This is a genomic window from Curtobacterium sp. MCBD17_030, assembly GCF_003224255.1.
Classification (GTDB): domain Bacteria; phylum Actinomycetota; class Actinomycetes; order Actinomycetales; family Microbacteriaceae; genus Curtobacterium.
Map to the genome: position 1 here is coordinate 1 of NZ_QKLI01000016.1, position 24,465 is coordinate 24,465.

At 69.6% G+C, this 24,465-nt stretch carries 25 protein-coding genes and 1 tRNA gene; 11 read left to right on the forward strand and 15 right to left on the reverse strand.

Features of this window, described 5'->3' with window-relative positions; all coding sequences use genetic code 11:
• Positions 1-206: 206 nt before the first annotated feature.
• Positions 207-1,061: a trimeric intracellular cation channel family protein gene (locus DEI89_RS12895; RefSeq protein ID WP_110904541.1), complete on the reverse strand. Its 855-nt coding sequence runs from the start codon at positions 1,059-1,061 to the stop codon at positions 207-209.
• Between the two features lie 70 nt (positions 1,062-1,131).
• Between DEI89_RS12895 and efeU the strand changes: the two genes are divergently transcribed.
• From efeU to DEI89_RS12910, 3 genes are read left to right on the forward strand one after another with little or no spacing between them, the layout of a single operon-like run.
• The gene (gene efeU / locus DEI89_RS12900) at positions 1,132-2,748 is read left to right on the forward strand and encodes an iron uptake transporter permease EfeU (RefSeq protein ID WP_110904465.1); all 1,617 of its coding nucleotides are present in this window, start codon (positions 1,132-1,134) and stop codon (positions 2,746-2,748) included.
• Positions 2,735-3,982: an iron uptake system protein EfeO gene (efeO, locus tag DEI89_RS12905; protein WP_110904466.1), complete on the forward strand. Its 1,248-nt coding sequence runs from the start codon at positions 2,735-2,737 to the stop codon at positions 3,980-3,982. Before efeU ends, efeO begins: the two co-directional genes overlap by 14 nt.
• Positions 3,979-5,277 (forward strand): Dyp-type peroxidase, encoded by a 1,299-nt coding sequence (locus tag DEI89_RS12910; protein WP_110904467.1) that lies wholly within the window; start codon positions 3,979-3,981, stop codon positions 5,275-5,277. Before efeO ends, DEI89_RS12910 begins: the two co-directional genes overlap by 4 nt.
• Before the next feature lie 309 nt (positions 5,278-5,586).
• On the opposite strand, the gene DEI89_RS12915 is transcribed toward DEI89_RS12910, so the two are convergent.
• From DEI89_RS12915 to DEI89_RS12930, 4 genes are all read right to left on the reverse strand, one after another.
• On the reverse strand, positions 5,587-7,989 hold the full coding sequence (locus DEI89_RS12915; RefSeq protein ID WP_110904468.1) for a bifunctional UDP-sugar hydrolase/5'-nucleotidase: 2,403 nt from the start codon (positions 7,987-7,989) through the stop codon (positions 5,587-5,589).
• A 151-nt stretch (positions 7,990-8,140) separates the two neighbouring features.
• A complete protein-coding gene (locus DEI89_RS12920) occupies positions 8,141-9,955 on the reverse strand; it encodes a thiamine pyrophosphate-requiring protein (RefSeq protein ID WP_110904469.1) in 1,815 nt (604 codons plus the stop codon).
• Between the two features lie 113 nt (positions 9,956-10,068).
• Positions 10,069-10,992, reverse strand: coding sequence for a sugar phosphate isomerase/epimerase (locus DEI89_RS12925; RefSeq protein WP_110904470.1), 924 nt, complete (start codon positions 10,990-10,992; stop codon positions 10,069-10,071).
• A complete protein-coding gene (locus tag DEI89_RS12930; protein WP_110904471.1) occupies positions 10,989-12,206 on the reverse strand; it encodes a Gfo/Idh/MocA family protein in 1,218 nt (405 codons plus the stop codon). The genes DEI89_RS12925 and DEI89_RS12930 overlap by 4 nt, the downstream gene beginning before the upstream one ends.
• A gap of 102 nt (positions 12,207-12,308) precedes the next feature.
• Here DEI89_RS12930 and DEI89_RS12935 point away from each other — a divergent pair, with 102 nt between their 5' ends.
• From DEI89_RS12935 to DEI89_RS12945, 3 genes are all read left to right on the forward strand, one after another.
• On the forward strand, positions 12,309-13,730 hold the full coding sequence (locus DEI89_RS12935; RefSeq protein WP_110904472.1) for a glucose-6-phosphate dehydrogenase: 1,422 nt from the start codon (positions 12,309-12,311) through the stop codon (positions 13,728-13,730).
• A 42-nt stretch (positions 13,731-13,772) separates the two neighbouring features.
• Positions 13,773-14,558: a dienelactone hydrolase family protein gene (locus tag DEI89_RS12940; RefSeq protein ID WP_110904473.1), complete on the forward strand. Its 786-nt coding sequence runs from the start codon at positions 13,773-13,775 to the stop codon at positions 14,556-14,558.
• 94 nt (positions 14,559-14,652) lie between these two features.
• Positions 14,653-14,725 (forward strand) — tRNA-Arg (locus tag DEI89_RS12945).
• A 105-nt stretch (positions 14,726-14,830) separates the two neighbouring features.
• Here the strand turns inward: DEI89_RS12945 and DEI89_RS12950 are convergent.
• Positions 14,831-15,067 (reverse strand): DUF3263 domain-containing protein, encoded by a 237-nt coding sequence (locus DEI89_RS12950; RefSeq protein WP_110904474.1) that lies wholly within the window; start codon positions 15,065-15,067, stop codon positions 14,831-14,833.
• Between the two features lie 54 nt (positions 15,068-15,121).
• On the opposite strand from DEI89_RS12950, the gene DEI89_RS12955 reads away from it, so the two are divergent.
• The 4 genes from DEI89_RS12955 to DEI89_RS12965 all read left to right on the forward strand — a co-directional run bounded on the left by DEI89_RS12955 (position 15,122) and on the right by DEI89_RS12965 (position 17,023).
• Positions 15,122-15,421, forward strand: coding sequence for a hypothetical protein (locus DEI89_RS12955; RefSeq protein ID WP_110904475.1), 300 nt, complete (start codon positions 15,122-15,124; stop codon positions 15,419-15,421).
• A 53-nt stretch (positions 15,422-15,474) separates the two neighbouring features.
• Positions 15,475-15,867, forward strand: coding sequence for a hypothetical protein (locus DEI89_RS17395; RefSeq protein ID WP_146236789.1), 393 nt, complete (start codon positions 15,475-15,477; stop codon positions 15,865-15,867).
• Positions 15,868-15,895: 28 nt separating this feature from the next.
• Positions 15,896-16,171, forward strand: a complete 276-nt coding sequence (locus DEI89_RS12960; protein ID WP_110904476.1) for a hypothetical protein — start codon at positions 15,896-15,898, stop codon at positions 16,169-16,171.
• A gap of 114 nt (positions 16,172-16,285) precedes the next feature.
• Complete coding sequence (locus tag DEI89_RS12965) at positions 16,286-17,023, forward strand: SGNH/GDSL hydrolase family protein (protein ID WP_181421645.1); 738 nt, start codon at positions 16,286-16,288, stop codon at positions 17,021-17,023.
• 1 nt (position 17,024) lies between these two features.
• Here the strand turns inward: DEI89_RS12965 and DEI89_RS12970 are convergent, their stop codons facing one another.
• The 5 genes from DEI89_RS12970 to DEI89_RS12990 all read right to left on the reverse strand — a co-directional run bounded on the left by DEI89_RS12970 (position 17,025) and on the right by DEI89_RS12990 (position 20,593).
• Positions 17,025-17,810: a hypothetical protein gene (locus DEI89_RS12970; protein WP_110904478.1), complete on the reverse strand. Its 786-nt coding sequence runs from the start codon at positions 17,808-17,810 to the stop codon at positions 17,025-17,027.
• Positions 17,811-17,812: 2 nt separating this feature from the next.
• Positions 17,813-19,180 carry an SGNH/GDSL hydrolase family protein gene (locus DEI89_RS12975; RefSeq protein WP_181421646.1) on the reverse strand — a complete coding sequence of 456 codons (1,368 nt, stop codon included), beginning with the start codon at positions 19,178-19,180 and terminating at the stop codon, positions 17,813-17,815.
• A 180-nt stretch (positions 19,181-19,360) separates the two neighbouring features.
• On the reverse strand, positions 19,361-19,741 hold the full coding sequence (locus tag DEI89_RS12980) for a hypothetical protein (protein WP_110904480.1): 381 nt from the start codon (positions 19,739-19,741) through the stop codon (positions 19,361-19,363).
• Positions 19,738-20,094, reverse strand: a complete 357-nt coding sequence (locus DEI89_RS12985; RefSeq protein WP_110904481.1) for a hypothetical protein — start codon at positions 20,092-20,094, stop codon at positions 19,738-19,740. The genes DEI89_RS12980 and DEI89_RS12985 overlap by 4 nt, the downstream gene beginning before the upstream one ends.
• 124 nt (positions 20,095-20,218) lie before the next feature.
• Entirely contained in the window at positions 20,219-20,593 is a 375-nt protein-coding gene (locus DEI89_RS12990) for a hypothetical protein (protein ID WP_146236790.1), read from the reverse strand.
• A gap of 50 nt (positions 20,594-20,643) precedes the next feature.
• Between DEI89_RS12990 and DEI89_RS18335 the strand changes: the two genes are divergently transcribed.
• A complete protein-coding gene (locus tag DEI89_RS18335) occupies positions 20,644-21,147 on the forward strand; it encodes an NUMOD4 motif-containing HNH endonuclease (RefSeq protein ID WP_110904483.1) in 504 nt (167 codons plus the stop codon).
• Between the two features lie 31 nt (positions 21,148-21,178).
• Here DEI89_RS18335 and DEI89_RS13000 read toward each other — a convergent pair whose 3' ends face one another.
• From DEI89_RS13000 to DEI89_RS13015, 4 genes are all read right to left on the reverse strand, one after another.
• Positions 21,179-22,012, reverse strand: coding sequence for a hypothetical protein (locus DEI89_RS13000; RefSeq protein ID WP_110904484.1), 834 nt, complete (start codon positions 22,010-22,012; stop codon positions 21,179-21,181).
• A gap of 67 nt (positions 22,013-22,079) precedes the next feature.
• Positions 22,080-22,535, reverse strand: a complete 456-nt coding sequence (locus DEI89_RS13005; protein WP_110904485.1) for a hypothetical protein — start codon at positions 22,533-22,535, stop codon at positions 22,080-22,082.
• Positions 22,536-22,553: 18 nt separating this feature from the next.
• The gene (locus tag DEI89_RS13010; protein ID WP_110904486.1) at positions 22,554-23,354 is read right to left on the reverse strand and encodes a hypothetical protein; all 801 of its coding nucleotides are present in this window, start codon (positions 23,352-23,354) and stop codon (positions 22,554-22,556) included.
• Positions 23,355-23,367: 13 nt separating this feature from the next.
• Positions 23,368-24,456 (reverse strand): hypothetical protein, encoded by a 1,089-nt coding sequence (locus DEI89_RS13015; protein ID WP_110904487.1) that lies wholly within the window; start codon positions 24,454-24,456, stop codon positions 23,368-23,370.
• Between the last annotated feature and the right edge of the window lie 9 nt (positions 24,457-24,465).

Consider the following 24,465-nt stretch of genomic DNA (forward strand, 5'->3'; position numbering starts at 1 on the left):
GCCGGCGGGGGGCCCGGGGGACCGCGCCGCGTGCTGATCCCGCGCGGAGCGGTTGCCCCTCGTGCCGACACGTGGTGCCTGCACACCCGGCGTCAGGACCGCCGTCTTCGGGTCACGTCGGTCCGTCCTCGGAGGGAGTGCAGCCGGGTCGATACCCGGCGGTCTCGAGTGTACGACCTGGTGGTCGTCGTGCACAGGGCGGCGGGTCAGTCCTCGCCGTGCTCCACGGGGTGTGGCTGGTCCGGAGTGACGGGCAGGGTGCCGGTGTGGACGCTGTCGATGCGGATGCTCCCGGTGTGCACGCCGCCCGCACCGGCGCGCTGCCCGGGGCGACGCAGCAACCGGGCGGCACCCGGACGGACCGGTCGCGGCGTCCGTCCCCGCCCGCGGCCGCGCCGGAGCAGCGAGGCGAGCTGGGACTGCGGCTGCCAGTTGCGGCCGTTCGGCAGACCCCAGCCCCAGCGAACGGCTCCCCAGCGCAGCAGCAGCGACAGCACGACGGCGGCGACGATGCCGATCGTCGGGGAGCCGAGCGCGGACGCCCCGACCATCACGGCGGACGCAGCGACGGCGACGGAGGCGTAGAGGGCGTTGCCGCCGAACACCGCGGGCACCCGGCGCAAAAGCAGGTCGCGCCCGACCCCGCCGCCCACCGCGGTGATGGTCCCCATGATGATCGCGGCGGGCCACTCGAGCCCCGCGTCGAACGTGCGCTGGACCCCGACCACCGCCCAGAACCCGATGACGGCGGCGTCGAGGAACGTGAACAGCCGGTCCCACCCGCGCTCGGAGAACGACACGAAGAACGCGACCAGCGCCCCGGCCACTGCGACCGGGACGTAGAGCGGGTCGGTGAGCGCGACCGGCGGTCCGTCCTGCAGCAGGACGTCGCGGAGCATGCCGCCCCCGAGTCCCGAGACGAACCCCACGACGAGGAAGCCGAACAGGTCGAAGTCCATCGACCGTGCCACCGCGCCACCGAGCAGTGCGGACGCGAAGACCCCGGCGAGGTCGAGCACGTTCGTCACGGCGGCGAGGCCGTCCACCGTCAGCAGGTTCATGAGGACCATCAAAGCGCACGCGTCCTCCGCTGGCGGTTCGTGCGCTGGTTAGGTTAGCCTCACCTTCGTCATGCTCGCCACACTCGTCATCGGTCTCCGTGAAGGCCTCGAAGCCACCCTGATCGTCGGGATCATCGCCGCGTTCCTCCGTCGGAACCGCGTGCCGCTCGGCCCGATGTGGACCGGTGTCGGCGTCGCCGTGCTCCTCAGCATCGCCGTCGGGCTCGGGCTGCAGGCGGTCGAGCAGGCGCTCCCGCAGGCGCAGCAAGAGGCCATGGAGGCGCTCATCGGCATCGTCGCGGTGGTGTTCGTCACCGGGATGATCGTCTGGATGCGGAGCCACGCTCGGCACCTCGGCCGCGAACTCGAGGCCAGCGCCTCCGCCGCCCTCGGTCGCGGCACCGCGTGGGCACTCGCCGGCATGGCGTTCCTCGCCGTCCTCAAGGAGGGCTTCGAGACCTCGGTCTTCCTCCTCGCGACCTTCCAGGCGTCGAGCGACACCGGACCGGCCGCCGTCGGCGCGGTGGTCGGCATCGCGACGGCGGTCGTCATCGGGTACGGCATCTACACCGGTGGCGTCCGGTTGGACCTGGCGAAGTTCTTCACCGGCACGGGTGTCTTCCTGGTCTTCGTCGCCGCCGGACTCGTCCTCACCGTGCTCCGCCGTGCGCACGAGGCCGGCTGGGTCGTGATCGGACAGCAGCGCACCGTCGACCTCGCCTGGCTCGCCCCGAACGGGTCCGTGCGGGGCGCCCTGGTCACCGGCGTCCTCGGCATCCCGCCGGACCCGCGGGTCGTCGAGGTGCTCGGCTGGGTGCTCTACGTCGTCCCGGTCCTGGCCCTGTCGCTCTGGCCGCGCCGCTGGAAGCCGTCGGTCGTCCGCGTCCCCACCGTCCGGATCGCTGTCGCGTCCGGCCTCGTGGTCGCGGCGTTCGCGCTCGCCGTCGCCGTGCCGACCGGTCACCCCGACGTCCCTGCGACCGCCAAGGTCACCGGCGACGCCTCGTCCGTCACCGCACGGGTCTCCGGGTCCTCCGCCAGCCTCCGCGTCGGTGGGAGCAGCACCGGCAGCACCGGCCGGGAGGCCCGGATCACCCTCCCCGCATCGGCCCACCGCCGCGTCGTGCGCGCCGGCACCGCGACCGCCCGGTGGCGCCTGACGTCGGACCGCGCGCCCTCGGACGCAGCGGACACCGACCAGCCCGCCACCCTGACGCTCGACGACCTCGTGCAGCTGTTCGGCCGGATCCCGGTCGGCATCTCGCCGAGCAGCGCGCCGGGGCCGTACCGGGCCTCCTGGGCGACCCGCGACACCGTGACGCTGTGGAGCGCCGACGGCGGCGTGGTGGACGCGAGCCGCGTGGAACGCTCGGTGCTCACGCTGACCGGTGGGGGCCTCCCGACCGCCCGGACCAGCACCCTCGACCGCACCGTCTGGGCCGTCCCGCGCGCCACCGTCGACCGGACGACCGCCGCCCTGGCGGCGGACCGGACCCACACCGCGGAGCTGGCCCTCTGGACCCGCTGGCTGCCCCTCGCGCTCGGCATCGCCGCCGCAGCGCAGGTGCTGCTCGCCCTCCGGGACCGCAGTCGCCTCGGCCTGCCCGACTCGACCGTCCCCTCGACCACCCCCACCCGTGGCCCACCCGTCACGGCGACCGCAAGGAGCACCGATGCCGTTCGGTAGAGCGACCACCGTCCGACCCCTGACCACGCGGGGGCGCCTCGTCACCCTCGGCGCGCTGGGTGCCGTCGCGGCACTGGCCCTCACCGGCTGCGCGAGCAACGGGACCGCCGCGGGCGACGCCACCGAGACCTCCGGCAAGGTGGCCCGCGTCACCGTCACGCTGACGAACGACGGATCCGACCGCTGCGCCGTGAGCAGGAGCAAGGTCGCCGCCGGCCCCGTGACCTTCACGGTGGAGAACCAGTCGTCCACCGCGATCACCGAGGTCGAGCTGCTGCAGGACCAGCGGATCCTCGGCGAGAAGGAGAACCTGGCGCCGGGACTCGACCCCGTCTCGTTCACCGCGACCCTCATCGGCGGGAAGTACCAGGTGTACTGCCCGGGCGCGGAGCACGAGCTCACCGACCTGACCGTCACCGGCTCCGGGAAGTCCACCGCGAACAGCAGCGCCGCGAGCCTGCTCCGCGACGGCACGAAGGGGTACGCCGAGTACGTCGACGGCCAGGTCGCCGACATGGTGACCGCGGTCGACGAGCTCAAGAGGGACGTCGACGCCGGGGACCTGGCGGCCGCGAAGACCGCCTACGCGAACGCCCGCCCGTACTACGAGCACGTCGAGAGCGACGTCGACGGGTTCGTGAAGCAGGGCCACGATGCGACGGACAACGCCGGCAACCTGGACTACCTCATCGACATGCGCGCGTCGAACGCCGATCCGGCCGTCGGCTGGAGCGGCTTCCACGCCGTCGAGCGCGACCTGTTCGGGAACGGTGCGATCACCGCGGACACCAAGCGGTACGCCGACGACCTCGCCACGAACGTGCACCTGCTCGCGAAGCTCGTGCCGACGCTCGACTACAAGCCCGAGGACCTGGCGAACGGGGCCGCGGGCCTGCTCGAGGAGGTCCAGTCGAACAAGATCACCGGCGAGGAAGAGGCCTACAGCCACATCGACCTCGTCGACCTGGCCGCGAACGTCGAGGGCTCCCGCCAGGCCTTCGCGTACCTCAAGCCCGGGCTGACCAAGGTCGACCCGGCGCTGACGAAGCAGATCGCCCAGCAGTTCGACGCCACGAACACGCTCATGGACGGGTTCCGGAACGCCGACGACCTCGGCGGGTTCGACAGCTGGGACGCCGCCACCCGAGCCGCACACGCGAACGCGATCTCGCAGCAGGTCCAGGCGCTGCAGGACCCGCTGTCCCGGCTGGCCGAGAAGGTCGCCACCGCGTGAGCGACAGCGACGACCGCAGCAGGCGGGAGGACGAGACCCGTGGAGTCTCGCGGCGAGGACTGCTCGGCGCGGGACTGGCCGTCGCCGGCGCCGGTGTCGGCGCGGCCGCCGGCATCGCCGGTTCAGCGGTGGCGAGCGGCGTCGACCCGTTCGTGGCGGCGGCGAACGGCGACGAGTCCGTCGACATGTCCCGCAGCCACCCCTTCTACGCGACGGCGGCCGGATCGCCGCAGGGCGGCATCCGGACCGACCCGCAGCGCCACTGCGTGTTCATGACCTTCGACCTGACCCTCGGCACCGCGACCGAGCTGCAGGTGCTGCTCGCCCGCTGGTCGGCCGCGATCGCACAGCTGCAGGCCGGGCAGACGATCGGCAGTGTCGAACCCACGCACGGGGACGGCGTCGGGGCGGACACCGGCGAGGCGCTCGACCTCGGGCCCGCGTCCCTGACGGTCACGGTCGGCCTCGGCCCCGGGGTCTTCGACGAGCGCTTCGGGCTGGCCGGCAAACGTCCGGCGGACCTGGCCGAACTGCCGTCCCTGCCGAGCGACCGCTTCGAGTCCGGGCTGACCGGCGGCGACCTGTCCCTGCAGGCGTGCGCCGACGACCCGCAGGTGGCGTACCACGCGGTCCGTAACCTGGCCCGGATGGCCCGGGGGAGCGCGACGGTGAAATGGACCGTCCTCGGCTTCGGTCGGGCGTCCGCCGGACCCACCCAGGCCACCCCACGGAACCTGATGGGCTTCAAGGACGGCACCCGCAACATCACCACCGACGCCGACCACGACCGCTTCGTGTGGCTCGACGAGGACGCCGACTGGATGGTCGGCGGCACGTACCAGGTGGTCCGGAAGATCCGGATGAACCTGGAGATCTGGGACGCCGACGTCGTCAGCGACCAGCAGCGGGTCTTCGGCCGGACGAAGGTCACCGGGGCACCGCTCTCCGGCGGTCAGGAGCACACCACCCCGGACTTCCAGGCGACCGCGCACGGCGAGCCGGCGATCGACCCCCGCTCGCACGTCGCCCTCGCCGCGCACGAGGCGAACGGCGGCGTGAAGATCCTGCGCCGTGGGTACAACTACACCGACGGCCTCAACCAGTACGGGCAGCTCGACGCCGGACTGCTGTTCGTGGCGTACATGAACGACCCGGACCACTTCACCCGGCTGCAGCGGAAGCTCGGCGCCTCCGACCGGCTCAACGAGTACATCGCACACATCGGGTCGGCGGTCTTCGCGGTCCCGCCGGCACCCCGCAAGGGCTCGTACATCGGCGAGCAGCTCTTCCGCTGAGCACGGCACCGGTGACCGCCAGGAGGTGAGAGGGGTGTCCTCCGCCGTTTCCCTGGAGGCGGAGGACACCCGCGACGCGGGGTCCGATCGGGCGGAACCACCGTCCGGCGACCCGGCGCGGCGCATCGCGCGTGGCGACCGGTGCAGCGTACCGCGATGACATGCGGAAACTGCCCGTGCTGTCCGAGAGCGGCTGCCGGACCACGCAGGAAGGCGCCGCCCTCCGGTCGGCTGCCGGAGGACGCAGGACGGGCCCGCCCACCGGTCGGTGGACGGGCCCGTCGGTGAACCGCGAGGCCGGGAGGCGCGTCAGCCCTCCGAAGGCTCGCCCACGTCGTGCACGGCACGCTTCCGGCGGACCACCAGCAGTGCGGTGAGCCCGGCGAGGAGCAGCAGCCCGGCCGCGATGGCCGGTGCCGTGAGCTCGGCACCCGTGTAGGCCAGGGCACCACCGTCGGCCGCGCCGATCCCGCCACCGGCGATCGGGACGACACCGGGGCCGGTGCCGCCGAGGCCGGTGTCGCCGGAGCCCCCGTCACCACTTCCGGGGACGGGAGTCGGCGTCGGGTCGGAGCCGTCGACGGGCTCACCCGGACCGGTGCCGGGATCGGGGACGACCGCGATCGGGACCGTCACGGCCAGCGTGATCTGCTGCCCGTTCGGCAGCTCCACGATGAGCGGCTCGTCCGAGGTCTCGACGGCCGTGGCGGCCAGGCGCGACCCAGCCGACGGCGCTGCCGGCTCCGCGGGCTGGGCGACGCCCGGCTCGGGGACCGTGAAGGTCAGCGAGGCGCGACCCTGCTCGTCGGTCTTGTCGACGACGGTGGTGTCGATCGGGCTCGTGGCGAGCACCTGGTCCCCGGCGGAGACCGAGACGTCACCGCTCTGGTCACCGGCGTTGCTGAACACCAGCGAGGACAGGTCGACCGTCACGGCGTCACCGGGCTGGAAGCCGCCCTCGGGGACCGGCGTCGTGCGGACGCCGATCGACCGCTGGTCCATCGGTGGTTCGACGGCGTCGTGTGCCGCGAAGTAGTCCGCCTGCGCCTGCAGGTCGACCTGACCCGAGTCCGCCTTGTTCGTCCCCGCCGCGAACGCCGCGAAGTTGTCGCCACCGGTCGACAGGAACGAGTTGACGGTCACCTTGATCGTCGCATCGAGCGCGATCGGCTCACCGTCGAGGGTCATGCCCGTGATGCGCTCGCCGCGGTCGGCGGACGGGTCGTACGTGTACGCGAAGCCGTTCGAGACACCGAGCTTCAGGAACGGACGTTCGAGGCCGTCCGGCTGCCACTGCTGCTCGAGGGCGTCCTTGATCTGCTGGCCGGTGAGGTCCTCGGTGACCAGGGTGTTCGCGAACGGCTGGACGAGTGCGGCCTCCTTGTAGGAGACGCTGCCGTCCGGGTCGCCGGCACCGCTGGAGGCGTACACGAGGTCGGTGCGCAGGCCGCCCGGGTTCATGAAGGCGATCTGTGACCCCTGGCGTTCAGTGGCCCAGCGCTGCACCTCGGCGATGTTGTTCCCGAGGGTCGACTCGCCGCCGCGGTTCTCGGTCTTGCCGTCGGACTGCAGTGCGCGGCGGAGGTCGCCCGTGATCGTGCCGAGTGGCTCCTTGCCCTTCACGTCGGCGACGGCCTTCGCGTCGGCGACGGTCTTCGTCACCGCGTCGACCGAGGTGGTGTCCTTCGGAGCCGCGGTCGCGGTGTTGAGCGGCAGCACCTCGGCGCTGATGCCGGTGAGCGTGTGGTCCGCGCCGACGGTCAGCTGCAGGTGGCCGTAGTTCATGCCGTACGAGCCGGTCTGGATCACCGGGCGGACGGTGCCGTCCGGGCCGGCGATCTCGTGGTCGTACACCGCGTGGGTGTGCGCCGACACGATCGCGGCGACCTTCGACGACACCTTGCCGGTGATCTGGCCGAAGGCACCGCTGCCGGTGGCGTCGCTGAGTGCGCTCGTGGTGGCGCCCTCGTGCACGAGCAGGACGAGGACGTCGGCCTCGCCGTTGGTCGCGTCGCCGTCGGTGAGCTCGGTCGCGTAGCGGTTGACCGAGCTGACGATCGGGGCCATCGCGAGGCCCTTGACGCCACCCGGGCTGACGAGCCCGGGGATGAGCGCCTCGGTGGTCGCACCGATGAAGCCGACCTGGACGCCGCCCTTCTCGACGATCGACCACGGGGTGAACGCCGGATCGGTGGTGCCGGCCTTGACGATGTTCGCCGAGATGTAGGGCCAGGTGGCCCGGTCCTCGATGCGCCCGGTGAGGTCGTCCTGGCCCTTGTCGAGCTCGTGGTTGCCGATCGCGCTGACGTCGAGGTGCATCTGGTTGAGCACGTCGATCGTCGGGTCGTCGTCCTGCACGAACGAGGTGAACGTCGAGGCGCCGACGTTGTCACCCGCGCTCGTGAAGATGGTGTTCGGGTTCGCCTCGCGCTGCGCCTGGACGACGGCGGCGAGCTTCGCGGCACCGGCGGCCTTGTCAGCCGTGGTCCCCTCGGACTCGATGCGACCGTGGAAGTCGTTGACGTCGACGATGTCGATCGTCGTGTCACCGGCGGCCGCGGCTGCGGGCGGCACGGCGATGGTCGGTGCCTCGGCTGCCGACGCCGTGGTCGGGGCGCCGAGGGCGACGAGGACCCCGGCGGTGGCGAGAGCGGTGCCGGCGACGATGCCGCGCCTCCGCCTGGTGGTCTCGGGGATGTGGGACGGGCTCATCGTGTGAGGACTCCTGGTGTGGTGGTTCTGCCCCCGGACGGGGGACGCGACCTGCCGAACCTACGAGGATCCACAGGCGACACGCCAGACCCGGGTCCGCGGCGTCACGTGTTGTTCAACTCCCCGGAACACCGCCCACCCGTGGTCCTGGTCAGTCGCGGCCGAGTGCGCCCTTGGCACGCTCGACGACGTCGGCAGCCATCGCCTTCGCGGAGTCCTTCACGACGTCCAACTCGACGGGGTCGCCCTTGAGCAGGCTCTTCGCCGTGTTCATCGCGTACTCCTTGGTGATGTGCGGCGGCAGCGGCGGGACGCTCCGGCTGACGTACGCGTCGATGAGCGTGACGCCCTGGTGGGCGAAGGCCCGCTCGACGGCGGCCTCGACCTCGTCGTCGCTGTGCACCGCGATGCCCTGGAACCCCAGGAGCTCGGCGTACCCGGCGTAGTCCATCGTCTCGACGTCCTGCGACCCGCGCCACATCGGGTTGCCGTCCTCGGTCCGCATCTCCCACGAGACCTGGCCGAGGTCGTCGTTGTGCATGACCACGATGACGAGTTGCTTGTCCTGCCAGCGGTGCATGTACTTCTTCACCGTGATCAGCTCGTTCATCCCGAGCATCTGGAAGGCGCCGTCGCCGATCGTGCACACCGCCGGTCGGTCCGGGAACGCGAACTTCGCCGCCACGGCGTACGGCATCGCGGCGAGCATGGTCGCGAGCCGGCCGGACATGTCGCCGTGCATCCCGCGGCGCAGGCGGATGTGGTGCCCGTACCAGTCGGCGGTGGTGCCGGCGTCGCAGGTGACCGTCACGCCCTCCGGCAGTCGTTCGTTCACTGCGTGGATCACCCGTCGCGGGTTGACGCCGTCGCTGTAGGACACCTCGGCCTGGCGGCCCATCTCGGCCTCCCACTCGCGCATCTCCTCGGCCAGCTGCTCCTGCCAGCCCAGGTCGCTCTTCTGCTCGAGCTGCGGCAGCACCGCGTCGAGTGTCGCGCCGACGTCGCCCCACATGTTCAGCTCGTTCGGGTAGCGCACGCCGAGCTGCTCCGGCTTGATGTCGACCTGGATACCGCGCGCCTGCCCGGCCTTCGGCAGGAACTCGCCGTACGGGTAGTTCGTGCCGAGGAGGACGATCGTGTCGCACTCCTTGATCTGCGTCAGGCTCGGCCGTGAGCCCAGGAGTCCGACCTGCTGCGTGTGGAACGGCACGTCCGAGGGCACGACGTCCTTGCCCCGCAGTGCGGTGATGATGCCGGCCCCGGCCTTCTCGGCCGCGGCGATCACCTGGTCGGTGGCACCACGGGCGCCGGCACCGACGAGGAAGGTGACGCGCTCGCCGGCGTTGATGATCTCGGCCATCTTCCGGACGTCCTCGGCCGGCGGGGTGATCCGGGTCGAGGCCGGCACGTCGCTCGAGCGGGACACCCAGTGCTCGGAACCGGGCGTCGACCACTTCATCGCCTGCACGTCGTGGGGGAGGACGACGACGGCCGGCTGCTTCCGGAGCATCGCGGTCCGGAACGCGGTGTCCACGATGACCCCGGCGGAGTCGGGCGTGGTGATCGTCTGGACGTAGCAGGCGACGTCGGCGAACACCCGCTCGAGGTTCGACTCCTGCTGCGTGAACGTCCCGACGGCCGCCAGGCCCTGCTGCCCGACGATCGCGACGACGGGCTGGTTGTCCATCTGGGCGTCGTACAGCCCGTTGAGCAGGTGGAACGCGCCGGGGCTGGACGTGGCGACGCAGACCCCGACCTCGCCGGTGAACTTCGCGTGGGCGGTCGCCATCAGGGCGGCGATCTCCTCGTGCGTGGGGCGGATGTACTCGACGCCCTCACCGGCACGGTCGGCTTTGCCCAGGGCGCCGTCGAACTCGCCGATGCCGTCACCGGGGTAGCCGTAGACGCGGGTCACGCCCCACGCCTGGATGCGGTCGAGGACGAATTCGCTCACGTTCTGGCTCATGCGCCCAAGGTGCTCGCGCGGGGTCCGCGCGCTCTCAGCGCACGGTCGCCAGCCGGGAGGCCCGCACCACGTGAGCCGGTCCGCCCGCGTGATCCGGACCTCCCGTCAACCCCTCACTCGGCCGCGATCAGGGGCCGCAGCGTGCGGTGGGCGATGCGGAGACCTTCGAGGACCTTCACGTCGTCTCCGCCCCAGAGCGGGTCCTCGTGCTCGACGCTCAGCGTGCCGTCGAAGCCGGCCTCGTAGAGCCGGTCGACGACTCGCGGCCAGTCGACCACGCCGCGGCCGGGCACGCGGAAGCGCCACCAGCCCATCTCCCAGGGGTCGTCGCCCTTGTCGACCTTGCCGAAGAAGCCGTACCGGTTCCGCCGCTCGGGGAACAGCTCGACGTCCTTCGCCTGCGCGTGCACGATGTGCTCGGCGAAGGGCAGGATCGTCTCGACCGGGTCGATGCCGATCCACGTCAGGTGCGACGGGTCCCAGTTCAGCCCGAAGCCGAGCCCGGTGACCCAGTCCCAGAGTTCGGGGGAGTACGCGATGTTGCCGGGGTAGCCGTCCGGGTGCCAACCCTCCATCACGCAGTTCTCGATGACCAGGCGGACGCCGCGCTCACCGGCGTAGTCGAGCAGTTCCGGCAGGACCCGGTCGCCCTCGGCCATGTTCTCGCGGACGCTCTTGGTGTTGTCACGGCCGATGAACGTGCCGACGTAGGGGACCCCGAGGCGCTGGGCAGCGTCGACCGCGTGCTTGAGGTGGGTGCGGACCTCCTCCCGCCGGGCCGGGTCCTGGTGCAGGTTGTTCTCGTAGTAGGCCAGGGCGGAGATCTCGAGTCCAGTGCGGTCGAGCAGCTCCCGCGTCGCCTGGACGTCCTCGTCGGTGAGGGTCGCCACGGGGAGGTGCGCCGCCTCGAAGTCGCGGCCGCCGGTGCCCGGCCAGACGGCGACCTCGAGTCGCTCGTAGCCCTGACCGCTCGCGAACTCCGCGATCCGGCCGAGGTCCCATCCGGGCAGGCAGGCGGTCAGCATCCCCAGCTTCATCGGATCTCCCTCCAGGCGTGGTCGCCGGCACTGGCGACCACGGTGTCGATGATGCGTGCCGACCGGGCGCCGTCCGCGAAGGTCGGCAGACCCTCCGGAGCGGTGCCGGTCGTGACGGCGGTGTAGGTGTCGGCGACGAAGGCCGCGAACGCGTCGACGTAGCCCTGCGGGTGCCCGGACGGCACGACCGCCAGACGGCGCTGGTCGGGCGAGCCCTGGGACGGGTCGCGGACCACGATCTGGGCGCCGGTCTCGTTCCCGAACCAGGCCGACTCCGGCTGCTCCTGGTCGAAGGCCGCCGACCCGAGGGTCCCGTCGACCTCGAACCACAGCCGGTTCTTCCGGCCCGCCGAGACCTGCGAGATGACGACGTTGCCGATCCGGCCGCTGCCGGTCCGGAAGGTCGCGACCGCGGTGTCCTCGGTCGTCACCTCGGCGCGCTCGGCCGCGTCCCCGATCGGATCGGGGTCCGGGGTACCGGAGAACGACGGACCGGATGCCGCCGGGCGGGTCGGGTAGACGATGTCGGTCACCGCGCTCACCGCGGCGAACTGCTCGGCCATGACGAACTCGACGAGGTCGCACCAGTGCGACCCGATGTCGGCGAAGGCCCGGGACTGCCCACCGGCACCGGAGTCGACCCGCCACGACGACGCGTCCGAGTCGAGCATCCAGTCCTGCAGGTAGTGGCCGTGCACGGCGAGCACCCGACCGAGCTGTCCGCCGACGATCCGGGAGCGGATCTCCCGCACGATGGGGTGGTAGCGGTACACGAACGGCACCGTCGCGACGACCCCGGCCTCGGCCGCGGCCCGCTCGAGTTCGTCGGCCTGCTCGGCGGACACCGCGAGGGGTTTCTCGCAGACCACGTTGATGCCCGCGCGGATCACCGCGAGCGCCTGCGGGTGGTGCTGGTCGTTCGGGGTGCAGATGTGCACGACGTCGGGGCGGTCGGCGATCACCGCGTCCAGGTCGGCGTACCCGCGCTCCAGGCCGAGCTGCTGCGCCACCTGCTCCGAACGCTCCCGGTTCCGCCCGAGCACACCGATGACGTCCGCTCCGGCCGCCCGCGCGGCGCGCACGTGCACGGCGGCGATCATGCCGGTGCCGACGACGGCGACCCGCAGCCGCCCGCCCCGCGCTGGTTCCGCCCGTGGTGGACCGGCCAGCTGCTGACCCACACCGGGTGCGTGGACGTTGCCCTCTGTCGTCATGGTGCTCCCTCGCGCCGTGTCGACGCTCCCGCGCGTCGGCACCGCGACCACCGTACCGGCAGACCCGGTCCTGCTCGGGAACGGGTGAGTACGTTCTGGGGCATGGCGAGCCTCCAGACCACACTGCTCATCCTCGGAGCCAGCGGCGACCTGTCCAAGCGCCTGCTGTTGCCCGGCCTCGCGACCCTCCTCGACGTCAAGGAGGACTGGGAGATCCAGCTCGTCGGCGCCGGTGTCGAGGACATCTCCGACGCCGACTGGAAGCACCTCGTGCACGAGGCGTTCGAGAACGCTCAGGCGTCCAAGAACGAGGAGGACGAGGGCGCGACCGGTGAGACGGCACTGTCCCCGCGCCTCCAGGCCGTTGTCGACGCGTCCTCGTACCGGAAGTCCGACGTCACCGACCCGGACGACCTGAAGGCGTTGCTCGCGGACTGCCGGTACGACCCCGCCATCTACTTCGCGCTGCCCCCGGCGGTCACCGAGAAGAGCTGCGAGCAGCTCGCGCACCTGGACCTGCCCGCGCACACCCGGCTCGCGCTCGAGAAGCCGTTCGGCACCGACGCCGACAGCGCCGAGCACCTCAACGACCTGCTGCACTCGTTCCTGCCGGAGTCGCGGATCCACCGCGTGGACCACTTCCTCGGCCGCTCGACGGTGCTCAACCTGCTCGGTCTGCGGTTCGCCAACCGCATCATCGAACCCCTGCTGTCGTCCCAGCACGTCGCGCGCGTCGACATCGTCTACGACGAGACCCTCGGACTGGAGGGTCGTGCCCGCTACTACGACAAGGCCGGCGCGCTCGTGGACATGATCCAGAGCCACCTGCTCCAGGTGATGGCGGTCGTCGCGATGGAGGCACCGGCCTCGATCGACGCCGAGGACCTCCGCACCCAGAAGGAGCTCGTGCTCCGCGCCGTCCGGCCCTGGGGCGGAGACCCGCTGACCGCCGGCAAGCGGGCGCGCTACACGGCCGGCACCGTGGGGGACCGCTCGATGCCGTCCTACGCGGACGAGGAGGGTGTCGACCCGTCGCTCGGCACCGAGACCCTGGCGCAGCTGAAGCTCGAGGTCGCGAACTGGCGGTGGGCGGGCGTGCCGTTCACGCTGCGCTCCGGCAAGGCGCTCGGCAGACAGCGCCGCGAGATCCTCATCACGTTCAAGGACTCCCCGCACGTGCCCGACGGTCTGACCGGAGCGCACAAGCCGGACCGCCTGTGCATCTGGATCGCGCCGGACGAGATGCAGCTCGAACTCAACGTCAACGGCCCCGGCGACCCGTACACGATCGACCACACCGCCATGGAGGTCACCTTCAACCCCGGACGGCTCAGTGCCTACGGCGAGGTGCTCGCCGGGGTGCTCGAGGGCGACGCGACGCTGTCGGTCCGCGGGGACAGTGCCGTGCAGGGGTGGAAGGTCGTCGAACCGTTCCTCACCGCATGGCGGGCGGGCGACGTGCCGCTCGACGAGTACGTGGCGGGGTCCGGCGGGCCGGACGACTGGGACAACGTCGACGCGTAGGCACAGACCTCCCGACACCGGGCAGGCGTAGCGTGCGTCGACGTGACCACCACTGACGACGTCCTCTCAACCGTCCCCGCACCCGCCGGCTCCGACATCCGTGTCGAGACCGTCGACTACGCCCACGACGACGCACCGCTGCAGGGCGTGCTCGCGAAGGACGCGGCCGTCGCCGGTCCCCGTCCGGCCGTGCTCGTCATCCACGACTGGCACGGGGTGAACGAGCACGTCGAAGCGCGGGTGACGATGCTGGCGCGCCTGGGGTACGTCGCCTTCGGAGCCGACGTCTACGGCGCCGGCATCCGCCCCGGTGACGACAGCGCTGCCGAGGTCGCCGGTCGCTTCTACGGCGACAACGCCCTGTTCCGTGCCCGCCTGCGCGCCGGACTCGACCGTCTGCTCGCTGACCCGGACGTCGACGCGTCGAAGGTCGTCGTGATGGGGTACTGCTTCGGCGGCTCGGGTGCGCTCGAACTCGCCCGGTCCGGTGCCGACCTGGTCGGGGCCGTGTCGTTCCACGGTGGACTCATCGCCCACGACCCCTCGGACGCGGACCAGATCCGCGCCAAGCTCCTGGTCCTGACCGGCGGCTCGGACCCGGTCGTGCCGGACGAGTCCGTGCACGCCTGGCAGGACGAGATGCGAGGCGCTCCGCACGTCGACTGGCAGGTCGTCACCTACGCCGACGCCATGCACGCCTTCGCGGTCCCCGGCACCGACGCACCCGACCACGGCGCGCAGTACCAGGAGCGTGCGGACCGCCGGTCGTGGCAGGCGCTGCAGGTGTTCCTCGCCGAGGTCTTCGACGAGGAGCCGACCGTCTCCTGACCCTCGGCGACACGCCGGGTGCGCCGGCCGGGGCCGTTCGATTGGCGCTGCGACCGGAGCTGTTGTAGAGTCTTCCACGGCTCGCAAGGGCCACGCGCTCGTAGCTCAATGGATAGAGCATCTGACTACGGATCAGAAGGTTGGGGGTTCGAGTCCCTTCGAGCGCACAGGAAGTAGGGACGGGGTGTATCCCCGGTAGTATCCCATCGGTCGAGAGACCAACAGACAAGCCCCTCAGGCGGATCGCCTGAGGGGCTTCGTCGTGTCCGGGCCTAGACGAACGTCCGCGCCGCCCTGCTCGCTGCTCCGCGTTCTGTGGCCCGCTGCACCCGGTGCGCGACCACGGCGTACTCCTCGAGCACGTCCGGCCGGGCGACCAAGCGGCCGAGCAGCTGCCGGTACCGCACCCACGACATGTCGAGCTCCGTCCGGATCGCGGCTTCCTTTACGCGGTCGTTCCGGGGATGCTGCTCCTCGAACGCGAGGACGGCCCTCTCACTGTCGATCATGCGGCCATCGTCTCTCTGGCCGCTGACACTCTGACGGGGCGGGATACTGGTTTGGTGACGACTCTGCGAGGCACCATCCGCTCGACCGAGAGACGTGAATCTGAGGCCGAGGGCGGCACGATCGGGGAAGCCCGTGAGGCGGCCACTGCAGCCCTCGACCTCGACGGGTTCGAGCTGCTGCAGGTCATCACCGTCGCGAGCAAGGCCACCGGGGAGTCCACCGTCCGCGCGACCGCGCGCTCGAGGGCAACACAGCCGCACGAGGCCACGGGGCCGTCGTACCCCGCGGCGCTCGCAGCGTTCCACGCCTCCGTGCCCGAGGGTTGGCAGGCGCAGCACGTGCACGAAGCCTGACCGGCCATACGAGGGGCTGTACGGGGCGCAGGGCGGCGGGCAGGATGAGGGACATGAGCGAACCTCTCCTCAACTCCGGGGTTGAAGAACCAGCGCGACCACGGTGGCGTTGGCGTCGACGATACGGGTGCCTGGCATGGGTCGTCCTGGGGCTCATATTCGCCACAGTTGCGATCATCAGCAACATCGGGCCCAACGACGGACCGTCGCTGAGCGACAAGCTGGTCGATGCGAAGATCGCCTGCCAGGACCAAGTGAAGAGCCACCTTAAGTCGCCAAGCACAGCCGTGTTCGACACTTCGGCTTCCGGCACTGGACCATTCACCGTCACTGGCTCGGTCGACTCGGAGAACAGCCTCGGCGCGACGACACAGAGCGGTTTCCGGTGCACTGTCCGTGTGACTGACAAGGAAGAGACGCGCTCGACCCTCGATAGTCTCGGCTGATGTCGGCGGCCCGCGGCATCATCACCGCATGCCGCAGTACCAGTGGTCCCCACCCGAGCACCCGGACCCGCCCGAGGATCAACCGATCGGCATCGACGGTGTCGAGTGGTCTGAGTTGGTCGACCACACGCCCGTGTGGGTGCGTGTCGAGTTCACCCGCACGGGTTGGCAGCGGGTCCCGGGGTTCGTCGACGCGGACGCCGGCGATCGGGTCTACGTCCAGTTCGTGCACATGGGGTTCGCCCACCGGGTGTGGCTCGAGCGTGACCGGGTGACTGTCCGGCAGCTGAAGCCGCGCCGGTGAACGACGAAAGCGCCCCGCCTCCCTCCGAAGAGGGGGCGGGGCACGTCGTGAGGGTCCCTTAGGATCAGCGGCATGGGGAACGGATTCATCGGCTGGTTCGCGCGGTCGTACAAGGTGATCGTCGTCGCGCTGGTCGCGATCATGGCGATCATGCTCGTCATCCTCGCGATGCAGCACGTGAACGCGTCCCGCCCCGCAGCCGGAGCGACGGCAGGACCCGTTCCTACCTTCAGCTCCAGCCCGAGTCGTGCAGCGCTCCCCGCCATCACTTCTGCAGCCGGAACCCGGACTGTGATCCTGGGCGACTCGTGGACCGTCGGATACGGTGCCGACACACAGGAGCATGGACTCGCCTACATGGCGGCAAGGGACCTTCAGCTCGACGCCACGATCAGCGGGATCTCTGGGTCGGGCTACACCAGCGCTGGGCCGAACAACGAGGGAACGTACCAGACCCGCATCGAGCAGCTTCCCGCCGACCTGGACCCAACCTTGATCATCCTGCAGGGCAGCGTGAATGACGCAGCGCCGACGACCGAGGAAACCTCGGTCGCCGTCGCGGACACAGTCGAAGCGGCGAAGACCAAGTTCCCGAACGCTCAGATCGTTCTCTTTGGCCCCGCAGCACCTCAGCTCCCCGTCTCTGGCGGCATGCAGAAGATCGACAGGGCCCTCCACCTCGCCGCGGCACGCGAGGAGGTGCACTACATCTCCCCGATCGCCCAGAACTGGATCACCGTCGGCAACATCAAGGAGATGATCGACCCGACGAAGCAGTTCCACCCAAGCACGGCCGGACACGCCTACCTCGCGGAGAAGCTCGAAGAGAGCCTCCGAAAGATCAGCCAGTAGGTCAGCTGACCGACAGCCCGTAGTAGCCAGCGGCCCACGACTTGAAGGACGGCCACCACGGCTGCGCGGTGACATCACCGAGGTAGAGGCCGAGGAAGCCGATCGTGCCGCGCCACCCGTTGCCGAGCGACGGTGTCCCAGCGATGATGCCCGCGCCGAGAGCGATCTGGTTCACGGCCGTCGTACCTGCCGATCCGGATGCGACGGTGGAACCGTCGACCTGGATCTTGCTTGTTCCACTCGCTGCCACTGCCGCAATGAGGTGCGAGTTGAGGTCTGCGGTTCCGCCAGTCAGCGCCGGGTTCGGGTTGATGACGTAGCCCGCGTTCGGGTTACCACCGGTGGGTGCGGTGAGGCCCGCGCCCTGACCGCTGTTCGCCGCGGTCTCGCCCGCGAACAGCTGGTAACCGGACGTCGGGAGGGCAGTTGCACGGGTGATCGCTACCCAGCTCCACGGCCAGTTCACGCCAGCCGTCAGCGCCTTGTAGAGCACTTGGGTCCCGTCGAAACTGAGGGCTGGGCGACCGTTCATGCTCGCGTCGGACGACAGGTACTTCGGCAGGCCTAGCGAGCCGAGCGGTGCGAGCGCGTTGCCGTTCCCTGACCCGTCGCGCAGGTTCGTCATCGGCTGCCCCGTTGCAGGGAACGCCTGTGCCGGGTCGCTGGCCCAGTACGCCGCCGCCCAGGTGCCGAGGTTGAACGGGTCCGGCGGGGAGAACGACGGCAGCGTGCTGGCGTTCGGTCCGGTGAACTTCCCCGGCAGTTGGTGGACGTAGGTGCCTGGCATGGTTACCAGCCCTTCTCGGTGAGGAATGACTGAACGGCCTGCGCGTACAGGTTGTAGCCGAGGCCGTTCGGGTGGGTGGAGTCAGTGCGCAGCGACGGCGGCACCGTGTCACCGGCGACCGCAGCCGTGTCCGCAGCGGTCGGCGTGACGCCCTGAGCCGTCAGGTAGCTGATGGCGTTCGCGATCATGTAGCCGCGCACGTCAGCGAATTGAGAGCCGAACAGGCGGCGAAGCTCGTCGTTCGCCTGCGAGACCTGCTGGTACCCGACTGTGCCCCGCGTCTGCGTGGTGGTGTTGATGATCGACACGACGAGGTACTTCGGGTTCGTCGGGGTGAGCCTGGACAGCGACGCCACTGCATCACGCGCCGTGTCGAGGTAACTGTTCACGACGGCTCCGCTGCCAACCGGGAAATCGTTGACCCCGAGTGCGGTGATCAGGATCGCGTCCGACGGGACCGGTGAGCCACCCAAGGTAGGAACGTCGGGGATGAACGGCGCGCCGGCTGGGACCGTGAGCGTCTGCGGCAGCGCGGCGTCGGGCGTGATCGTCCACCCAGCCGTCTGCGACTTCGTCGTGTCGTGCGCCAGCGTGCACGGGATCCCGAGCAGCGTGCCGTGCCAGCTCGTCGTTACCCCAGATGCGCCCTGCCGGTACGTCGTCGACGGCGTCACCGCGGTCACAGCCGTCGATCCGGACACGGCGAGTTGGTTCCCTGCGAGGGTGAGCAGTGGCACGATCGCGCCCCAATGGATGCCCTTCTCCGTGGACGTCCATCCACTGGTCCCCAGGTTGACCATCGTCTTCCCTGTCGTTGCCCCGACGCGGCCCGGCCAGCCGCCGAGGCTCAGGTCGTCGCCGTATCCGAACGTGATCGAGTCACCGAGGCAGACGATCGTGTCGGTGCGGGACGTGGCGAACCGCACCGACCCGTCTCGTCCTCGCATCGCGCCGAGCCCGGCGGGTACGGGTGGCGTCAGCCCCGCGGCGAGGGCGAAGATCGACTTGTCGAACCGACGTGCGTACCCGTCGAGGACGAACCCCGGCGTGCGTCCGTCGGTGCCGAGTGCGTCGTCCGCGACCTTCGTGCCGTCAGTGCTCGCGCTGGCGAGAGGTGTCCCGTCCGGGCCAGCCACCCAACCCGTGGTGACGTAGTCCGTGGCTTTCGTCCCGTCAGGCCCGACCGTGCGTCGGGTTGAGTCGTGCAGCGGGGTCTGAACAGTGCCGTCGGTCTTGATGCCGAGCGGCATCCGCCCGTTGCCGTCCTGCCACTGCTCGAGAAAGCTCGGGACCGTGCTCTCGTCGGGGATCCTCGGTTCCGCGTCGAGGAAATCACCCAGTGCCGTCCGCGTCTTGCTTGGGCCGGCCACATACGCCGCAGTCGACTCGTCCCCCGTAGCACCGCCAGGGCCCGGAAGTCCCTGAGGCCCCACCGGGCCTCGTGGTCCGATACGTCCGGACTTGAGGTCTGCCTTCTTCACCCACACCATGTGTGTGCTCCACTCCGCCCCGGTGGGGCTGCTCAGTCCGCCCGAGGCGGGGTGTTGTCGTTACTCAGTGCTGAGTCGTTGCTCTGTGGGCCACATGGAGTCGTCGTCGCGGAGGACCTTCGCCCGGTCGATAGCGTCTTGCTCTCCGCGGGTGAACACGGGAGCCGGCATTGTCCGGGACAGGGCCGCGGCGAGAGCGTCGTACGCGTCCGACAGGATCCGGTACGCGGTCCGCAGCCGGTCCCGCTCGCCTGTGACGCCGTCGATCTTCCGGCCGAGGGCCTCGATCTTCACGTCCTGCGCGTCGATGCGGTCCCACAGCCCGTCGTAGCCGACGTCCTCACGGCGCGGGTGCGGCTTCTTCCTGCGGATGAGGAGCCCGACCACGCCGATGAACGCGACGCCGAGTCCGCAGAGCGCTGTGATCGCGGCATCGCTCACCGTGCGCTCCCCCTTTGAACCACTCCGAGGAGCCTCGAGTACGGAGCCACCGAGATGATGATGGGAAGGAGCGCGACCGGTAGCCGCTCTACATGCCCGTCGTTGAAGGTCCGGACGATGATCGCGACGCTGTAGGACGAGAGCAGGATCACGAGCGTCATCGTTGCGATGATCTCCGTCGTGTGACGGCCACCACGCATCGAGACGATGACACCGACGCCCGACGCGATCGCTGACAGCATGACCAGGATCGGCCATGCCAGCGACCAAGTGAATCCAACAGTCACGTCGAGAGTGGTGACCCCGACGAGACCCGATGCAGCTCCGTACCCGGCGATGAGCGCGTACTTCACGATGAGCGTCGGGCCGGGCGGCGGTGCCGATTGTTCACTCTTCCGAGGCCGACGATCCATCAGGGGCCCCCTTCTCGGGCGGTGCCCGGCGTCTGTTTCGTGCTCCGGCGAGCGGTGACAACGCTCACTGCCGCGGCTCGTCCTGTTGCTCGGTGCGGTAGTCGATCGTGGACGGCTCGAACTGTGCGGGCTGCAGTTCGGGCGACTTCGCCGCCGCCTGCTCCTTCGCGATCGCGCGCGGCACGGAGCCGAGCCCGACCGCGGTCAGCCAGCGGTTCACCGTGGGGATCGCCATCACCCTCGACAGGCCAGCCGCAACCGCCGTCACCACAGCTGCCGCAGAGACGAGCCACAGGTACACCTTCCCGTCGACCGGCAAACCAAGCGCGTCGATGATGACGGGGAGGACACCGGCGAAGGTGAGGAACGCGGGGATGCCAACCTGCACGACGGTGCGGAGAACTCTTTGCGCGCTAAACCAAATGGGTTCGACGACCACGCTTACCTTTTCATGCTTGCTAGACAATGGATCTCCTGTAAAATGGTTATATGAACGAGTCACGGGAAGAGTGGCGTCCGGCGCCCGAACTTCCGGACCACTACGAGGTCAGCTCTCAGGGTCGGGTTCGGCGACGTCCAGGCTTTTACAACCCCGGGCAATACCGATTGTTGCGGCCGGTCCGCGAGACGTATCTGGGCCACCTCGCGGTGAACCTGAGCGTCAACAACGTGCGGTACCGTCGAAAAGTGCACCGACTTGTCGCAGCAGCATTCATAGGCCCGTGCCCAGACGGTTACCTTGTTCGTCACCTAAACGGCGACCCGTCAGATAACCGACTCGTCAATATCGCTTACGGCACCCCGCAGGACAACAGCGATGACGCCAAGCGCCATGGGACAATCAGCCATCACGGCTACCCGGTGCGTTCGCACTGCAAAAATGGGCACGAGTTCACCCCGGAGAACACCTTCAAGCGGCATGACTCTGGCCGCGGGTGCCGCGCGTGCCGTGCAGTGATAGCGGCACGCTACCGGGCAAAGCGGTCTGGTTAGGCGCTCAGCGAGGTCTTCTCGTGGTCAGCCATCACTTCCCGCCCTTCTTGATGAACGCTCGGAGTTCCTGGACGGCGAGTGCCTGCAGCGACCAGCGGCCGTTCGGCTGCGCAGCGAGGAGCGCCTTCGCGTCGGTGTAGGCGGTGGGGATGTCGCACTGGGCGAACAGCACCTTCGCGTCAGCGAGAGACAGCTCGTGGAGTTCGTCGGTCGCGGAGAACACCTTGCGAAGGAGGTCCGCGTCCTTCGTCGAGCTGGAGTACGTGAGGGTGCCAAAGCCCACCTGGAAGCGGGCTCCGGTCTCCTTGATCTTGACTGCGGCGGTCATGTCGTCGTCCTTTCGGATCGTCGGGATGGTGTTCTTCGCCGGTGGCGGCGTGGCTGCCGTGCCAGCGGCGAGCTGTGCGGCGTTCGGGTACGGGGGCAGTCGTTCGGCGCGGGTCGCCATCTCGTGGTGCCACTGCTCGCCGAAGTTGATGCCGGTGTGCGTCCCGCCGCGCGCCTCGACGAGCTCGTGGAGCTTCGCGAACTCGACCGGCGTGAGCGCACGGTTCGACCCGTCGGGCATCGTGATGCCGAAGTCGATCGCGTTGCCGTGCAGCACCTCGTCATGCCGAGACGTGAACGGCATCGCGACGACCACCGCGAGGATGAGGCGGTTGACCCACAGGTACGTCTGCCGCGCCCTCGAGCGCATCCCCTCGTTGACCGACAGGCTGCCGACTGCTCCACGCTGCTTCTGCCACGCGTTGAAGTCGACGATGACGGACAGCACCTGCAGCGCGATCCGCGCCGACATGACGTACTGCTCGATGCCGCGCAGGTCCCCGTACGAGGACTTGCCGACGCTGAAGCGTTTGACCATGAGGCCTCCTGGAACGACGAAAGCCGCCCCGGGGAGGGGGCGGCTCAGAGAACAGCGGCGGTGGGGCTCAGTGCCACTCGTAGAGGATCCCGGTGGCTCGGGGGTCGTCCGGGTCGTCCGGGTTGACCTGCAGCCACCAAGTGCGCGGAGCCACGTTCGGGGGTGGATCCAAGCCGACCCAGGTCCGGGACGGGTTCGCGGGCGTCTCCATGAGGTCGCCGATCGCGCCGCCCTCGGCGGGCACGTTGATCTTGTAGTCCCACTGGTCCATGCCAACGAACCCGCCGGCTGAGTCCAACCACTCGACCCGCACCGTGTACCAGGCGGGAGGCATGATGTCGTCGGTCGGTTGGACGTCGACGCTGAACGAACCGTCGGCGTCCACACCAACAGGGAACGGGCGGGATGACAGCAACCGCGTCCCAGCAGTCGACGGCTCGGACGGCACGAGGTAGAGCCTCGGCGAGTACGGCGACAGCGGGTCGAGCGAGAAGTCGAGGAGCGTGCCTGTGATGACCGCCATCGTGGTTCCTTTCCTGGGTCAGACGTTGACGCCGCCGCCGCTGGTTGCGGTGGTCCGCCACAGCTTGTTGTTGCCGTCGATGTAGAGGTTCGAGGGCTGGTCGCTGAGCGGCAGATCGCCGATGCGGATGCCGCCACTGTCAATGCGGAATCCGTTGCCGCCGAGGGTGAGCTGTGCGATGCCACCACCGACGCCAGCGAGTGCGGACCCGGACTGGATGGCGATCTTCGCCCCGTCGGAGGCGAGCTCGCCGACACCGAAGTCGACCTTGCCGCGGCCACCGGACTTGCCGATGCGCATGTCGCCGACGTCGATGTGGCCGTTGTCGTCCACGTTCAGGTCCCCGGAGAGCGTCGTGTCGCCGTTGATCTTCAGTCGGCCGTCGAAGTCAGCATCGCCGTCGACGTGAAAGGGGCCGGTGACGGTGGTGTCGCCCTTGATGTCGAGGTCACCGGTGATGTCCGTGTCCCCGTCGATCGATGCGGGGCCGGTGACGTCGAAGTGGCCGGTGACACTCGTGTTGCCGCTGATGGTCAGCGCGCCGGACACCTTCGTGTCGCCACCGAGCGTCGTCGGCCCGGATACCGTCAGCGTGCCGGTGATCCGCAGCGTGCCGTTCACGATCTCGGTGCCGTCGATCGTCAGCGTCCCGTCGACACCACCCGAACCCTCGATGAGGAACGAGTTTGCGCCGATGAAGCGAGTCCGGCCGCCCGACACCGCGGAGTCGGAGAGCGGCGTCCGGGACTCGAGGTTTCGGGTGCGGGTCTTCAGATCTTCGTGTGCACGGTTGGCGGTCAGGTCGTCAAGACGTCCCATGGTGTCCTCCCTGTCACAGCGTCTGCAACTGCAGCTTGATCGTGTTGGTCAGGTCGCCGGAGAAGCCGACGACGCGATGCGTCTGCCAGCCGTCGGCGAGCCAGTCGTCGTCCTGCGTGTAAGTTCGGACGGTCTGCCCGAGCCGGACCTTCGACAGTCCAGGTGTTCCGTCGGCCTGCATGCTCAGCGAGTACTGCCGGGTCGCCTTCTGGAACGTGTTCCGCGCCTCGTTAGCGTTGCCCTGCAGCACCGTCCGGTTGCGTTCCTGCGAGTACTGCAGGATTCGCTCGAGCGCGACATCATCGCCGGCGAGCAGGGAGGTGGACGTAGCGACCTTGAGGTCCCGGTCCGATCCGTTCCCGACCGCGTAGAAGATGTTCCCCTGCGCGTTGCCGTCCTCGACGAACCCGAAGTCGGTCAGTGCAGGAGCACCGGCAGCGAGGTTCCACTCGAGCGTGTTGCCGGAGAGGTTCCCGACGCGTGACGTCCACTGCAGGGTGCCGTCCTCAGCCCACGACGGCTCGAAGTCGATGTCCGGCCCACCCTCAGCATCCTGGATCGCGGTCAGTTCCGTCTCCACGACCGGGAGGTTGAAGTCGTGGTACGAGCGGTCCTGGGTGCCCGCCATGCCGCGGGGCGGGAGGATCAGCGGCAGCTGCCAGTTCGACGTCCTGCCGACCATCAGCACCCACAGCAGCTGCCCCGCGATCGAGGCGAGCGTCTGGTCCTTGTGCTCGAACTTCCCGTCCTCGAACCCGCTGTACCCGTTCAGGCCGAACGTGGTCCGGTACTTGAACACCTCGCGCATCTCGACGGTGCTGATCGTGACGGAGTTGCCCTTCCGGGACTTCCCGTCGATCAGGCCGGCGTACTTCGGTACGTCGTCCCAGCACTGCACGAGCGTCCGCGCCCACGTCCTGGTGAGGTCCAGCCGTGATGCCCGCCGAGCAGCGACGGTGTCGCCCAGGCCGAGGCTTGAGGAGACGAACTCATGCGAGCCGCTACCGACGCCGTTCATCCGACGGGAGAACGACCCGCCTGTCGGTTCGACCTTCGCGAGCTTCGTGCCCGTCGTCGTCGCACAGATCCAATAGGTCCACATGGCACGGCC